This is a genomic window from Chitinophaga ginsengisegetis (assembly GCF_900168065.1).
GTDB lineage: Bacteria > Bacteroidota > Bacteroidia > Chitinophagales > Chitinophagaceae > Chitinophaga > Chitinophaga ginsengisegetis.
In genome coordinates, this window is the sequence record NZ_FUZZ01000001.1 from 1,018,465 (window position 1) to 1,034,867 (window position 16,403).

At 46.3% G+C, this 16,403-nt stretch carries 11 protein-coding genes; 3 read left to right on the forward strand and 8 right to left on the reverse strand.

Annotated elements, in window-relative coordinates:
- Positions 1–8: 8 nt before the first annotated feature.
- Genes B5Z18_RS03870 through B5Z18_RS03880 form a run of 3 tightly spaced genes read right to left on the reverse strand, consistent with a single transcriptional unit; the run spans position 9 to position 3,192 of the window.
- The gene (locus tag B5Z18_RS03870; RefSeq protein ID WP_079468070.1) at positions 9–413 is read right to left on the reverse strand and encodes a hypothetical protein; all 405 of its coding nucleotides are present in this window, start codon (positions 411–413) and stop codon (positions 9–11) included.
- Positions 410–1,276, reverse strand: a complete 867-nt coding sequence (locus B5Z18_RS03875) for a DUF1835 domain-containing protein (protein ID WP_079468071.1) — start codon at positions 1,274–1,276, stop codon at positions 410–412. Before B5Z18_RS03875 ends, B5Z18_RS03870 begins: the two co-directional genes overlap by 4 nt.
- 8 nt (positions 1,277–1,284) lie before the next feature.
- A complete protein-coding gene (locus B5Z18_RS03880; protein ID WP_079468072.1) occupies positions 1,285–3,192 on the reverse strand; it encodes a DNA topoisomerase IV subunit B in 1,908 nt (635 codons plus the stop codon).
- Between the two features lie 337 nt (positions 3,193–3,529).
- On the opposite strand from B5Z18_RS03880, the gene B5Z18_RS32440 reads away from it, so the two are divergent.
- Positions 3,530–3,679 (forward strand): hypothetical protein, encoded by a 150-nt coding sequence (locus tag B5Z18_RS32440; protein WP_159454179.1) that lies wholly within the window; start codon positions 3,530–3,532, stop codon positions 3,677–3,679.
- 293 nt (positions 3,680–3,972) lie between these two features.
- On the opposite strand, the gene B5Z18_RS03885 is transcribed toward B5Z18_RS32440, so the two are convergent.
- Positions 3,973–4,641: a response regulator transcription factor gene (locus B5Z18_RS03885; RefSeq protein WP_079468073.1), complete on the reverse strand. Its 669-nt coding sequence runs from the start codon at positions 4,639–4,641 to the stop codon at positions 3,973–3,975.
- Positions 4,642–4,689: 48 nt separating this feature from the next.
- Positions 4,690–7,791: a sensor histidine kinase gene (locus B5Z18_RS03890; RefSeq protein ID WP_079468074.1), complete on the reverse strand. Its 3,102-nt coding sequence runs from the start codon at positions 7,789–7,791 to the stop codon at positions 4,690–4,692.
- Between the two features lie 145 nt (positions 7,792–7,936).
- Between B5Z18_RS03890 and B5Z18_RS03895 the strand changes: the two genes are divergently transcribed.
- Entirely contained in the window at positions 7,937–9,040 is a 1,104-nt protein-coding gene (locus B5Z18_RS03895) for a WD40/YVTN/BNR-like repeat-containing protein (RefSeq protein WP_079468075.1), read from the forward strand.
- A gap of 254 nt (positions 9,041–9,294) precedes the next feature.
- A complete protein-coding gene (locus B5Z18_RS03900) occupies positions 9,295–11,691 on the forward strand; it encodes a glycoside hydrolase family 31 protein (RefSeq protein WP_079468076.1) in 2,397 nt (798 codons plus the stop codon).
- 645 nt (positions 11,692–12,336) lie between these two features.
- Here B5Z18_RS03900 and B5Z18_RS03905 read toward each other — a convergent pair.
- The 3 genes from B5Z18_RS03905 to glgB all read right to left on the reverse strand — a co-directional run bounded on the left by B5Z18_RS03905 (position 12,337) and on the right by glgB (position 16,351).
- Positions 12,337–12,936, reverse strand: coding sequence for a toxin-antitoxin system YwqK family antitoxin (locus B5Z18_RS03905; RefSeq protein ID WP_079468077.1), 600 nt, complete (start codon positions 12,934–12,936; stop codon positions 12,337–12,339).
- A 223-nt stretch (positions 12,937–13,159) separates the two neighbouring features.
- A complete protein-coding gene (locus B5Z18_RS03910; protein WP_079468078.1) occupies positions 13,160–14,071 on the reverse strand; it encodes a DUF4382 domain-containing protein in 912 nt (303 codons plus the stop codon).
- 330 nt (positions 14,072–14,401) lie between these two features.
- Positions 14,402–16,351 (reverse strand): 1,4-alpha-glucan branching protein GlgB, encoded by a 1,950-nt coding sequence (gene glgB, locus B5Z18_RS03920; RefSeq protein WP_079468080.1) that lies wholly within the window; start codon positions 16,349–16,351, stop codon positions 14,402–14,404.
- Between the last annotated feature and the right edge of the window lie 52 nt (positions 16,352–16,403).

Here is a 16,403-nt window from a genome sequence, read left to right on the forward strand (position 1 = left end):
TAATACACTTACGGTTTTACGTTAATCATTTTTTCAAAATCCTCCCGCCAGATACGTACACTGTCTTTCTGTACATCTTCAAGGGAATTCAGTTCTATAAAGCAGCAATCTGTAATGGCAACCAGCTGATGCCATACATTCACAGGTACTTCTACCCTGGCCGGCGCCGTTACCTCCGTGGTCACTATTTCATGGCCTCCAAGCGCACACCAGTGAATGGCCGCCTTGCCGGTAAACAGGTACAGTACCTCCGGGTTTTTATTGTCGCTTTTACCTTCGTGATAATGCTGACCGCTGCTGCTGCCGGCATTCCGGTAGCAAACCAGGAAATCGCCCGTACGGTTGCAGTTCCAGAAATAACCGCTGCCGCGGTCATCAGCACCCATCAGTTCCAGTGACGTTACGGTTATCATACGGTTGTTGGATTTTCAATGGTTTCTCCCGGCAGCTTCACTTCAAAATCACGGATGGTTTTCAGATCGCCCCTGCTCTCCAGCTTGCCTTCGCGGATCAGCTCTTTCAGCCGCCAGCCCAGGAACTGGTCCATCACAGGGTATTTCAGCTTACCGGTTACCTGCTGCACTACCCGCCATGCTTTTACAAACTCTTTTCCACTCTGCGCCAGTAACTCCTTGTCGTAAAACAGCGTGGGTTCTCCTTTGATCTTCTTTCCTCCTTCCAGTAAACGGATACCTGCATTCTCATTCATCAGGCGATGCCACTCATCGCCATCCAGCTCGTATTCTGCCAGTGAAATAGCACGCGCCAGTTTCTTTGCCTTCAGGAATTCCTTTGGCAATATCTGGTGCAGATGGGTAGGATAAAACACCGCTCCCTTTTCATTCAGGAAAGGCAGGTTGTTGAGGTAAATAATATGGATGCGTCCTGCAAAATCATACAGCTGACTTACCAGCCAGTAGTACCCGCATACATCACGGGCGTTTTGCCCGGCCCATATCCATACTTCCTGTTCGGGGTCTTCCTTTAATTGCGCTTTCAGGGATTTAAAAAGATCGGCATCATCGGGATCACCGGTCAGGTCTTCCGCGGCTGATTCTTCACCGGCTGCCGGAGCCGCCGGTTCAATACCCGCCAGCTGCTGCCAGAAAAGGCGACGGCCGGCACGGCCCTCTTTGGTGTCCAGGATAAATAACGGTCCAACGGACAGATCATCTTCAAAACAGCGGATCTCTCCACTCATTTTCTCATCCATCGCTATCGCCTCTCCCAACACCGGAACTGAAGACTGACCAAAAACAATGTGTATTAAGCCCATATGCCTTTCTATACTGTTTCTTCTACTAAATCCTTTTCATACCGCAGGTTGTTGATGATAAACTCCTGGCGGGTCTGGGTATTTTTACCCATATAGTATTCCAGTAACTTCTGGACATGAATATCTTTCGATAAAATGATCGGCTCAATACGGATATCTTCCCCGATAAAACGGCCAAATTCATCCGGAGAAATTTCTCCCAATCCTTTGAAACGGGTGATCTCCGGCTTGTTGCCCAGCTTCTTTACCGCTTTCTGCTTCTCATCTTCATTATAACAGTAAATAGTTTGCTGCTTGTTACGCACGCGGAACAACGGCGTTTCCAGGATATATACGTGCCCGTTCTTTACCAGGTCAGGGAAAAACTGCAGGAAGAAAGTCAGCAGCAGCAAACGGATGTGCATACCATCTACGTCGGCATCGGTCGCCACCACAATGTTATTGTAGCGCAGCCCTTCCAGGCCGTCTTCAATATTCAACGCATGCTGCAGCAGGTTGAACTCCTCGTTCTCATATACTACCTTCTTGGTAAGCCCGAAACTGTTCAGCGGTTTACCACGCAAACTAAACACCGCCTGCGTTTCCACATTGCGCGACTTGGTAATGGAACCACTGGCAGAATCACCCTCTGTAATAAAGATGGTAGAATCCAATCTGCGCGCTTCCTGTTCTGCCTTATCTTTCCCGGTAAGCTCATCGTTCAGGTGCAAACGGCAGTCGCGCAGCTTCTTATTGTGAAGGTTCGCTTTCTTCGCTCTTTCATTCGCCAGTTTCTTGATACCGGCCAGCTCTTTACGCTCACGTTCACTCTGTTCAATACGCTTCTTCAGTGCATCAGCAATCGCCGGGTTACGGTGCAGGTAATCATCGAGGTGCTTGGAAAGGAACTCCAGTACAAACGCCTTTACAGACGGACCATTTTCAAAAACTACCTGTGAACCCAGCTTGGTTTTCGTTTGCGATTCAAACACCGGCTCCTGTACCCGGATGGATACCGCCGCACAAATAGAAGCCCTGATATCAGTAGCCTCATAATCTTTCTTGTAGAAGTCGCGCACCGTTTTTACAAACGCCTCGCGGAAAGCCGCCAGGTGCGTACCACCCTGGGTAGTATGCTGCCCGTTTACAAAAGAATAATACTCTTCTCCGTACTGGCTTTCATGGGTAATGGCTACCTCAATATCTTCTCCCTTCAGGTGAATGATCGGGTAACGCAGATCCTCTTCATTCGTTTTACGCTGCAGCAGATCCAGCAAACCATTCTTTGAAATGTATTTCTTGCCGTTAAAGCTAACGGTAAGACCCGCATTCAAAAAGCAATAGTTCCAGATCTGGTTCTCCAGGAATTCCGGGATAAAACGGTAGTTCTTAAATACCGTATCGTCCGGTGTAAACGTAACCAGGGTACCATTGGGTTCCGTAGTCGCGGTTTCTTTATGCTCTTTTATTAAAACCCCTCTTTCAAACTCAGCGGTTTTCATGCGGCCGTCACGAACAGACTGCACCTTGAAGTAGCTGGACAAAGCATTTACCGCTTTGGTACCCACCCCGTTCAAACCAACTGATTTCTGAAAGGCTTTGCTATCGTACTTCGCGCCGGTATTGATCTTACTCACTACATCCACCACCTTTCCCAAAGGAATCCCCCGGCCAAAATCCCGGATGGTGACGTGATGCTCCGTTACTTTGATATCCACCTGTTTGCCAAAGCCCATCGTATGCTCGTCAATACAGTTATCCGTTACCTCTTTAAGCAGGATGTAAATACCATCATCCATACTCGATCCATCACCCAGTTTACCGATATACATACCAGGCCGGAGGCGGATATGCTCCCGCCAGTCCAGCGACCGTATGGAGTCTTCCGTATAGGAAGCAAATAGATCTTTGTTATCCGTTTTGTCCGTGTTTGCCATAATATATTATAATTTCCAAAATACTATTGTTTCGCAGGTCATGCAATGTTTTGCAAGGATACTAAATCTTTTAGCAAAATCTGATTGCTGGCAAAAATAAAGGATTCAGGGAATCATCCCAAGTATAAGTTATACACTATGCTTACATTATTTATTACCAATGTATTAAGACTGTTAAATTTTATATTTCCGGGAGATAATGAACAGTTTTGGGGATTTTCGGGAAGTATCACATGAAAATGGTATAAAAAAAACTAATGTGAATGAATCCTTATATCAGAATTTTATTTATATTTACATAAGTCAACAATTTTGAGATATCCTAACCTATGTCCTTATGAAAATACTATTTCTAATCCTGCTTACCGCAGTTTTTCTGGTAGCACTCGTAGCTACTTACTTCATTAAAAAAGAAGAGGATAACAGCATCGGAAATAAATTCCTTCGCCTTATCCGGAAATTTGATGCATGGCAAATGATGCGATGATCAATTTTACCTGCTTTTACCAACAAACGGCTTTCATACAATATTCACAACTGGTCACATCAGCCTGGCAATAGCCATCAGGGAGTGTTATGTCTTAACCATATTACCTATTAACCGTAAATCCCTTATCCTATGAAAACTGGTCTGTTATTTAAACTTGCCTGCCTGTTGATTGCTGCTGTGGTATTATCTGTGCACCTGGTGTTCAAACCTAAAACAGAACACCGTTGAAAAACATTCAGGGATTTTATTGCTTCTTATTCAGAAAACAATAAAATCCCTGAATTACTGACTTATCTGTTATAATATTTGTTCACTGCATCAGTACGGCTACGTACGTGCAGCTTTTCGTAAATATTATGTACATGGCGTCTTACCGTTTCAATACTGATAAACAAGTTACTCGCAATTTCTTTGTACAAATAACCTTTCGACAACTGATCCAGGATTTCTTTTTCACGTGTAGTCAATGCTTCAAGCGCCGGATTCGGCTTGGCCTGCTTCTGGAAAAATGCCACCACCCTTCTCGCTATCTGCGAACTCATCGGGGAACCTCCATCATACAAATCACGGATAGCTTCCAGTAATTCGCCCGGAGATGTTTTCTTAAGAATATAACCACTTGCACCTGCCTCCAGCGCCATAAAGATTTTATCATCATCTTCATACACTGTCAGCATCATAAACTGCATATCAGGATGCTCCCGCTTTAACTGCGCAATACATTCAATACCATTCATGCCACCCGGCAGGTTGAAATCCATCAACACCACGTTAGGCATCAGTTGAGGGATTTGCTCCACGGCAGTTTCCGCATTATTGAATGTCCCTACACAGGCGTAACCGTCAGAACCATTAATCAGCAATTCCATAGCCGTGCGGATATCATGATTATCTTCTACTATCGCAATAGTGATAGTGTCCATGTTATCCTGGGACTTCTTCTTTGAGTATACCGTCATGTTTAAAAGGAATTATAACACTTAAATGTTATTAAAAACAAATGTATGTTAATTTAGTGGGATATCGAGAAAAACTATTGTTCCATTATTCGAGCTGATATCCGCATTTCCTCCAACTGATATCATTCTTTTCTGGATATTTTTTAATCCGTTTCCAAATAATCTAACCTTCTCCTGGTCAAATCCTTTTCCATTGTCCTTAATCATTATCGTCATATTTTTATGCATCTTCACTTCCACAATTACCTCTGTCGCCTTCGCATGTTTCACTACATTATGCAATGATTCTTTCACCGCCAGGTAAATATTCCTTCGTGTACCTCCACTCAGCTTAATGTTGGGAATCGTTTCAGGAATATAAAACTGATGCGTGATGTGCGCATGCTCCAGGAATTCTGCCGCAAAACTTCTCATATAAGCAATCAGGTTGGCCAGCGAATCATTGGATGAACTCATCGCCCAGATGATCTCACTCATCTTGTCCACCATCTCTCCCGCCGTTTCAGAAATACGCTCTACTTCCCGCGTCTGGGAAGGATCCTGGATTTTCCGTTTAGCCACTTCACTCAGCAACCGGATAGTAGATAACCCTGACCCAAGATCATCATGCATGTCACTGGAAATACGCGCCCGCTCCTGGTCTACCGCCTGCTCCTTTTCCAGCTTCAGCTTCTCATGCCGTATCTTATAATCCAGATACAGGGTGGAGAAATAATAAGCAATGCCCAGCAGCAGCAGCAATAGTAAAAACCGGAACCACAACGACTGCCAGAAAGGAATCCGGATCACGATCTCCAGCGTGGTAGGAACAGTACTCCAGATATCATCATTATTCGATGCTCTCAGCTTAAAAACATAACTGCCGGGATGCAGGTTGGTATAACGCGCCATCCTGAAAGTTCCGGCCTGCACCCAGTCCTCATCCGCGCCTTCCAGCTTATACTGCACCTTGTTCTTTAATGGATTGGTATACTCCAGCGGCACAAATTCTATCGCAATAGTATTCTGGTTATAAGGCAACTCTATTTTCTTCAGTAACGAAATAGCCGTGTCAGATTCGTAAGGCTTGTCCAGCACTTCCATCCGGCGGATGATCACTTTGGCATTGGATAAATTGTCGCGGAAATTTTTTGGATAAAATCCGTTTACACCACGGATACCACCAAAAAATAATTCGCCGTCGATTGACTTGTAAAATGCACCGGTGTTAAACTCGTTCGACTGTAATCCATCTTCATAATTATAAGTAGTGATTTCACCGGTCAACGGATTGATCTGCGACAACCCTTTATTATGACTCACCCAGATCCGGTCTTTATCATCCAGCAACACGCCGTACATATAATCATTGATCAGTTTGGGATTATCATAACTGTTGTAGTGTTGCTTGATGCGGCCTGCATCATCCAGGATGAACAATCCTTTATTAGTGGCCACCAGCAACTCTTTATGCGCATTTTTATTGATGGATTTTACAGTAGTGCCGGGAGCAAGAAACACGCTTTTCCAACGGGAGTCGGCCACACGTTTTATATACAGCGCCGATTTCGTACCCACGTACTGGTTACCCAGGTAGTCTTCATAAAAAGCAGTCAATACTTCATCCGAAAAATTATGTACTACCGCTACTTCGTATCCTTTCTCAGTATTATCAAACATCAGCAGGTAGCCGCCATAATTGAAATACAATTGTCCGTTGGTACGTTTAAACAGGAAGGGAAAAGGTGCAAGCTGCGTAGGTAAACCCAATGCCGTTACCTTTCCTGTAAGATCCAGGAAAGATTTGGTTTCTACATTGAACAACCCGATGTGCATACCCGCAAAGTGCAGCCAGAGCTGATCTCCATTCTCCCTGCAAATAGCGCCCAGATCGTTGCCGGGAAACTTCCCGGGATATAACTCATTGGAAATACGCTCCAGGAATTTTCCTCCATCTTCATAAATATTCAATCCGTCCCGCATCAGTCCCACATACAACTTGCCATCATCATGCTTGTACACAGCCTGCACCATGTTGTGCGTGATGTAAGGCGACCGGTAAAGGTTAAACACTTTTTTATGCGGGGAATATTTTTTCAGACCGTCGCCATCGGTGCCTACCCACATGTTATCGGCCACATCCCGGTAAAGCCATGATACATCATTGAACGACCGCGTTTCAAAAGTATTAAAGCTCACAATATGCCGCACAATTTCATTACGCGCAATACTGTATATCAGCACGCCATCGCTCCCGCCTATCCATACGTTGCCGTACTGATCCAGTTCAGACACAGCAGGAATGAATGGTTCCCCCTTTTCATTCTTCATATCAAAAACCAGGTCGCTGAATTTGTTGCGTTGCTTGTTAAAGAGCGTAATATGACCTGCACTGATGATGATCATGGAGTCTTTGTTCAGGTTACGCAACAACGGCTTATCGCCCACACCGGGCAAACAATAGGTGGAGATGCGGAGGTTTTTGATATTCAGGGAAAAAAGCTCGCCCTGATCTCCGTTCATCCAGATGGTATTCCCATCTTTCATAACCGCGGAAGGCAATATCCGTCTTTGTGTAAACTGCGGCGGATACAGGATGATACGGCGTATGGCGTAAGTGGTATTATCCAGCACGTAGATGCCTTTCATTGGTCGCCATACCCACAGCGTATTAGAGGCCGTGTCTTCTCCCAGGATCGCAAACTTCACATTACTATCACGTTCCGCGGCATTTACAATGGTGGTATCTTCCAGCAGTTTGCTAAAGTTGTTCTTGTATTTATCGTACACGCTGATCCCGTTGTTATGGGCCAGCAGCAGTTGGGAGCGACTGTCTTTATAAAAAGAAAAACCTTTATACCCTTTCAGATCAAAACGGTTGATAACCGCGCGGTTGCCGGTAGATCCGCGGGCTACCAGCTCTCCCTTTCCTTCGCCCGCCTTGTAAAGAGCGCTTGGTTTATACCGGTATTCATTAAAGGTATAGCCATCGAAACGGTTGATCCCGTCGCGGGTGGCAATCCACATAAATCCCTGATCGTCGCGGGTAATATCGAATACCGTGCTTTGAGAAAGGCCCTCATTAACGCTGTAGCTGTCAAAAATGTATGGTTTGTCCTGCGCATACAGTACCCCGGAGAAGAGTCCCCATATACAGCATAGGATAAACATTTTTAAGCGACGCGGTTGATGCACTGGAATATTGTTAATGAGTAAGCAGGTTAGGTAATCTGCAAATATATAAATCTGTGTCACACTTTGTAGCAATTTTGTAATTTTCTTCCCGGTAACAGATTGGGAATAAACGAAATACTTTATGAATACAGCCAACACTACATCCGGCAGGCCAGGCTTAGATACCCGGCAGTGGCCCTTTATCACTCACAAATGCAGGGCGCTGCGCCGCCTGTTGCTGTTGGGATGCTATACTTTAATATTTACGTTTCACCCGGCAGCCGCCCAGGAAACAGCAGCCGGTTATCATATAAACATCATATCGGCTACTCCGGTTCAAAGTATCCGGGGCCTCAGCGTGGTAACAGATGAGGTGGTATGGGCCTCCGGTACCGGCGGCAAGGTAGGCAGCAGCACCGACGGCGGTAAACACTGGAAATGGACCACCGTTACCGGTTGCGATAGCTGCGACTGGCGTTCGCTGTACGCTTTTAATGCCCGTAAAGCCATTGTATTGAATGCCGGCGCCCCGGCGCTGATTTTTTTAACGGAAGATGGGGGGAATTCCTGGAAGCAGGTATTCTACGATAACAGGCCGGGCATTTTCTTTGATGCCATGCAGTTTTTTAACGAACGGGAAGGTATCGCTATCGGTGATCCGATCGACGGGAAATTTACTGTCATCCGGACACATAACGGCGGCCGCAGCTGGAAAGCCGACCCCACGCCCACTTTGCCGGCCGCGGCAGAAGGAGAAGCCATCTTCGCCGCCAGCGGCACCAGCATGGTGCTGTTTCCCGGGAACAAGGTTTACTTCGCCACCGGCGGCCAGGTAGCCCGGCTCTTTAAAAGCGCGGATAACGGAAAAGCCTACACGATCCCGCTGATACAGGGCAGCAGTACTACCGGCGTATTTTCCATCGCCTTCCGCGACACTGCCAACGGGATCGCCGTAGGGGGCGACTATAAGCAGGACACCGCCCGGAAAGGCAACTGTATGCTCACCGCCAACGGCGGCCGGAGTTGGGAAGCTCCCGCTGTCCCTCCCGGCGGATACCGCTCCTGCGTGGCCTGGATCACCCCACAGCTGCTCATCGCCACCGGCACCTCCGGCACTGATATTTCAGAAGATGGCGGTCATCACTGGAAAACGATCGGTAAAGGATTTAATGTCGCCGCAAAAGCAAGAAAAGGAACAAAAGTATATGTAGCCGCAAAAGAGATCGGGGTGCTGGACAACCGTTAACCCGGCCCGCTGCCAACAAAAAGGTGCTCCTGGAAAGGTGCACCCACTAAAATAGGTTAAAGCAAAAAGTAAATTTATTGATATGAAGTTAATAAGTAATTTATTTACTTGCTGAGATATTTTGCAAAGCAGCTAATTTAAAGGGTAAACGTAGAAAAAGAAGCATCTAACGCAAAAGGACTACCACTACTCTGATTTTTTTATGTAATTTAAGACCTCGTTAACGCATTACCGCGCATCCAGAAAAAGAGATTATGCAAGTTGAAACCTCGTCCAGTAAATACGGCGCCAAACACTATCCCGATGGTATCAGGGATTGGAAAAAAGAAGGAAACTACTTTTGTTTTTATACTACAGAAACAATTCTCGAAATAAGGGTAATTGCCGACAAGATCATCCGCTTCAGATATGCTGCGGAAGGCTCTTTTCAACGGGACTTCTCCTACGCCACCAGCGATACGCTGGAAGAATCCCCCATCGCATTCGGGATCAAAGAGTGGGAAGAAACTTTTGAGATCTATACAGACGAACTAAAGGTATTTATAGCACGCGATAACCTCCGCATCACCATTTCAGATAAGGAAGGAAAAGTGATCAACCAGGATGAAATGGGTTACCACTGGCAACACTACCTCCTCAAAGGAGGTAAAATCCAGTATTGCAGCAAGTTAGTACAGGAAGGGGAATGCTTCTACGGGTTGGGCGACAAGCCCACCGAGCTGAATCTCCGGGGCAAACGCCTGGAAAACTACGGAACAGATGCCTATGGTTATCAGAAAGATACCGATCCGCTGTACCGGAACATCCCCTTTTATTACGGCCTGCATCATGGCGTCGGCTACGGCATTTTCTTCGATAACACCTTCCGCACCATCTTTGATTTTGGTAAAGAAAGGGAAGATGCCTGCAGTTTCTGGGCCCGCGGCGGTGAAATGAACTATTATTTTATTTATGGCCCCGACTTGCTGGAAGTGGCCGAGTCCTATACAAAAATCACCGGTACCCCCGAACTGCCCCCACTATGGGCATTAGGATACCACCAGTGCCGCTGGAGCTACTACCCCGACACCCGCGTAAAGGAAATCGCAAAAGAATTCCGGAAACGGAAGATCCCCTGCGATGTCATCTACCTGGATATCGATTATATGGACGGCTTCCGCTGCTTTACCTGGAACAAGGAATGGTTCCCGGATCCCGCAGGATTGATCAAAGAACTGGCCGCCGAAGGCTTTAAAGTAGTAGTGATCATTGATCCCGGCATTAAGGTAGACACCGACTACGCTGTATACCAGGAAGGCATCAAAAACAACTACTTCTGCAAACGCGCCGATGGCGCACTCATGGAAGGAGACGTTTGGCCCGGCAAATGCGTATTCCCCGACTACACCAACCCCGAAGTACGGGAGTGGTGGAGCAGCCTGTTCAAAAGCCTGGCCGAAACCGGCGTACGCGGCGTATGGAACGATATGAACGAACCCGCCGTATTTGAAATGGGCTCCTTCCCCGAAGATGTCCGCCACGACTACGACGGCGAAGAGGTAAGTCACCGCAAAGCCCATAACGTATACGGCCACCTGATGAGCAAGGCCACCGCAGCCGGTATGAAAAAATACCTGATGCCCAACCGCTCCTTTCTCATTACCCGCTCCTGCTATGCAGGCGCTCAGCGCTGGTCTTCCGTATGGACCGGCGATAACGTATCCAGCTGGGAACACCTCTGGCTGGCCAGCGTGCAATGCCAACGTTTAGCCGTTTCCGGTATTTCCTTTACCGGCAGCGATATCGGCGGCTTCATCGGCGAACCCGATGGCGAGCTGTATACCCGCTGGATTCAGCTGGCCGTTTTCCACCCGCTCATGCGTACGCACTCCGCCAGTAATGAAACCGGCTTTAACCAGGAACCCTGGAGCTTCGGGCCGGAGTACGAAAAAGTAGTGACCAAGTTTATTACGTTAAGATATAAGCTGCTCCCGTATCTGTACACCACCTTCTGGCAATACGCCACCCACGGTACGCCCATGCTGCGCCCCCTGGCTTTTGTGGCACAAACAGATGTGGCCACGCATAACTGCTCGCACGAATTTATGTTCGGCGATTCCCTGCTGATCAGTCATGTAAGCGAAAAAGGCATGCAGGAAAAAGCAGTATACCTCCCCGCAGGCAACTGGTACTATTTCTGGAACGATCAGAAATATGCAGGCGCAAAAGAAATCAAAGTAAAAACACCGCTGGATGAAATCCCCCTGTTTGTAAAGGCCGGCGCTGTATTACCGGAATTCCCGGAAATGCAGTACACCCAGCAAACACCGGTTACAGAAATGCTGCTGCATGTTTACTTTGATGACACAGAAGTGAAAAGCGTACTGTACGAAGATGCCGGCGATCACTACGGCTACAAAAACGGACAGTATAACGTAATCCGCTTCAAGCAACGTTCTACCGCACAACAATTCTATCTTAAAAAACAATTTTATATCAACTACGAAACATCATACAAAAATCACCGGATTATTGTACATGGCCTTCCCTTCAAACCCACTACGCTCGTGGTAGACGGACAAGCCATTGCCTTACTGCCGGAAAACCTGCTGGCAGATAATACCGTGTCATTTGTGGTACCCAGAAACTTTGAAGAAATATCAATGAAGTAGAAACAGATCCGATAAAGTGGTAAGAAAAAAGAAAGGCACTTCAGATAGAGATCTCGCGCCGGTTTCATAACCTATGCCAACTTTAGAGATATAAAAATAGATGCTTAATATCATTGTACAAAATGTTCACAGGCGATAAACGCACAATGAACAAAATGAATAACTCCTTAACATTGAATTAAGAGTCCCGGAATCAGAAATCACAGAAAGTAACCTGTAGATTCACTCTGGATAAGGGTTACATCTTAAAAAATCAATTTAGCAATATTCACAAAAACGTAAAGGCTCAATGACGAATCACCATCATTGAGCCTTTTTCACATTGATGATATTTGTTTATGCTTAATAAAAAATAGACAGAAAGAAAATAGAGGTCAATGCACAAAACACCAAAAAGATAAAAATAGCTCTGAAAAGGATTTCCATCCTGTCAGTAGTATATTCCATTCCGTGTAGTTCCTGAGGATTTTCCGCGTGGTTGATAGTAAGGCTTTTCATACAAACAAGTTAAAAGGATCTGCAATAAAAATTTATTGGTGACTTACGGGTTCTATAAGATCACATCCTATTGATGAAATTACATAAAAAAAAGCTAAAACAGACAATTCTTTTTGTTCATTTTAGCCTCCCGTCTGTTCATTTTGGTTACCCCTTCTTTTTCTGCTTACCGGCATTTTCATGCGGCAGCTGCAACGGAGCCTTCTTTACAGCAGGTGCGGCAACTTCGGTACTATCTCCCAACTCATCTGCAGTAACGGTTTCCCCCCGTTTGTAATACTCCTTCACCATCTTCCCCGTTTCTTCATCATATAGCTTCCACACCCCGTTACGAACGGAATTACCTAACCTTACAATCTCCGTGGGCGTTTCTGCATTGGTCACCGGATCAATGATCATGATGGTATCCCGCTGCCCCTCAATTTCAGTAGCCAGGAAAGCACCTTCCTCACTCAGCTTCCCGTTAGGGAAATAATATTTGCAATAACCATCCAGCACGTTGTTCTTATAAGTTTCCTCCGCCAGTAAATTACCAATGGCAGAAGTCTTTTTCCAAACACCCTCCTTCCGGCCGTTTTTATACACGCCTTCCCACGTATAACCCGGCTCTCCCCTCACTTCCCCCACTTCCTCTACCCAACGCCCCTGCTTACGGCTTTGCCCGTCGCGCTGGTTCACCTTCGCCTGGGCCATCCCCATGCTGCAAACACTCAATAACAACAGGTATAAAAACAACAGTTTCTTCATAGATATTACTTTGTCTCAAGTTAAATATTTTACGCATGTATTTAACGCAGGTATCAACTCCCGTATTGCCTTCCCTGCTATTAAACGCTGTATTGCATAAAAATAATTTGGGAAGATAAAAACAGGCCCCCCATTTTCATCTTCCCAAATCCTTTATAATCCAAAAAGTAAAATCAAAGTAATCAGTATAATCAGTCTAATCCTGAGAAAGACAACATCCGCGTTACTTATGCAGCTGGATATTCCCTATCCGCGTGTCTTTCCCCCGTTCTACCTTCACACCGGTAACCGTAGTATCCTGGTAACCGTTGGAGGCATTTACAAAAACATTCCAGTCGTCGCCCACTTTCAAACCACGTACCTTATACTCTCCGCTTCTCCACGGCAGTGCATATAAAGTATCATTGCTGTTGTTGTAAATAGAAATTACCGGGTAAGCGTCCCACGGGGTTACCTTACCTGAAATGCTGCCCATTTTAAGAATGGTAAATACATTAATGTAGGGTTTGAGGATGAATTGTCCATTCCGTACTTTGATAATAGAACGCTGTATATCAAAGTCCAGCCACAACTGCAGATTATCCGCACTCAGCTCATCCCATTCGTTATGACGCACCCTCACAATGATCTTAGACTGACCCGAGATCGATTTCACCGGGTAAGTAACGCCATCTTTTACCAGCGAATTCTGGTCGCCAATGGTAATACGGATCCGTTCCATCGTTCCTTTTGCCACCACGCCGCCGGCCAGCAGGGTATCCGCTCCGTTCCTCAATGTCAGCAGGTCATAAACACCAGGGTTAATATCCAATGAATCCCACAACTGGCAGGTATCCCGCCCGCTGTTCCGGTCGTGGTCGCGGTCCTCATCCCACCAGCAACGGTCCCGGTCCGACCAGTTGTCGTCGTCCGTTTTCCCGCAGGTGTCCACCAGCACTTCCACACTGCGGATGTCCAGTAATACTTTGTCGAAGTAACCCGGATCATCTGACAAATAAAGACTTACTTTTTGCTTATTGTCCGGAATCGGCGTGGTGGAAGCAGAATTATCCTTTTTACAGGCGCCTGCTAATGTAACAGCAGCCAACACTGCTATCACCAAACCATGCCCCGGTTTGCGGAGAATGTTTTTCATAAAAAGAACGGTTTTATGTAACTAAATAAAAATATGGACGAATTGACCTGGTTGAAATACTGATACCTCATAAAACGTACCACCATAGCCGGTTATTGCAACAGGATCAGATTGCTGATAGATGGAAAAAAGAAGGCAAAGTTTAACCGGGTAAACACTTTTTTTGAGAGTTTTTTTAAACAGATTGATTCACTTGAAACTGTATGTTCTGTTTTTTTTTATCTTAAAAAAATAAAGGAGATGAAAACAGGATCTTCCTGCTTTATCTCCTTTAAAAATTTTATCTCAATAAATAATCAGTCAACTACGATTACTATTACCGGCCGGCACTCAACGTTCACCCAGGCTCAGAAGCTTTAGTATAGTGGCCCCCAAAGGTGGTAAACGCAAAGAAATCGTATAATCCCTGCCGTTATATATCTGTTTAACGGTACGGATTACACCGGTATTCACCACGCCACTGCCGTAGTACTTCGGGGCATCGCTGTTCATTACTTCTTCCCACTCACCTGCTACGGGAAGCCCCACCAGGTAGTTTTCCCGCACTACCGGCGTCATGTTCAATACCACCAGCAAAATATCACCGGCTTCTTTTCCTTTCCGCACATAAGCCAGCACACAGTTATCATAATCATTCACCGTGATCCACTCAAAACCCGCAGCATCAAACTGCTGTTCATATAACGCGGTAGTAGTGGCGTAAAACTGGTTAATGTCTTTTACAAAAGCTGTCAAACCCTGATGGGTGGGATGCTTCATCAGGTGCCAGTCCAGCTCCCCACGGTAATTCCATTCAGATGTTTGCCCAAACTCATCCCCCATAAACAGCAACTTGGTGCCGGGATGGGTATACATATAACTATACAACAACCGCAGGTTGGCAAACTTCTGCCAGTCGTCGCCAGGCATCTTATACAGCATGGGCGACTTCCCGTGTACCACTTCATCATGACTCAGCGGCAGCATAAAGTTTTCTCCGAACGCATACACCAAACTGAATGTCAGATCGTTCTGGTACCACTTCCGGTGAATAGGGTCCTTTTTAAAATAGTCGATGGTATCATTCATCCAGCCCATCATCCATTTCATACCAAAGCCCAGTCCACCCATAAAAGTTGGCCGGGATACGCCATAGTGGGAAGTAGAATCTTCCGCAATGGTTTGTACATCCGGGAACAGGGCGTATATCGTTTCATTCAGCTTCTTCAGAAAACTGATGGCTTCCAGGTTCTCATTGCCCCCCACTTCATTGGGTTCCCACCCGCCCCGCTCCCTGGAATAATCCAGGTGGATCATCGACGCCACCGCATCTACACGGATGGCATCCACATGGAACCGGTCGAACCAGAAAACAGCATTGCTCAGTAAAAACGACCGCACCTCATTCCGCGCATAATTGAAAATATAACTGTTCCAGTCCGGATGATAACCCTTACGCATATCCGCATATTCATACACATGCGATCCGTCGAAACGGAACAACCCATGCGCATCATACGGAAAATGCGATGGCACCCAATCCAGGATCACGCCAATACCCGCCAGGTGAAAAGCTTCCACCATCTCCATAAAATCCTGCGGCGTACCATACCTGGAAGTAGGCGCAAAGTACCCGGTGATCTGGTACCCCCAGGAACCATCAAAAGGATGCTCCATAATGGGCATCATCTCCACATGGGTAAAGCCCATCTCCTTTACATAAGGCACCAGCATATCGGCTATTTCCTGGTAAGAATACACCCGCTCCGGATCAGAAGGATCAGGGCGGCGCCAGGAACCGAGGTGTACCTCGTATACGGCAAAAGGACTGTCGAGCGCATTGTTTTTCCGTCGGTGATCCATCCACTTCTTATCATCCCATTCATAATCCAGCGGGCATACCACCGACGCCGTTTTAGGACGTACCTCCCAGTGATTGGCATAAGGATCTCCCTTGATCAGCTCTTCCCCGCTGTTGGAGCGGATAAAATACTTATAGAGTGCGCCAGGCTTCACGCCGGGCACAAAACCTTCCCAGATACCGGAGCTGTCCCACCGCGGGTAAAGCGTATGGGTGTAATGATCCCATCCGTTAAAATCCCCCATTACTGCTACAAATGCTGCGTCCGGCGCCCAAACGGCAAAGTACGTACCATGGGCGCCTTCTACCTCCGTAGCATGAGCGCCAAACTTTTCGTATAGCCGGTAATGTGAGCCTGCCTGGAAAAGCGTTATATCACTGGAAGAAAAAAGAGTAAATGGTTCTACGTACTGTAAAGCGCGATTTGTATCTCCGGTCATAATAACGTGTGAATTGGGTGTCTTGATGAACAAGATAGTTTAAATTTGGGAA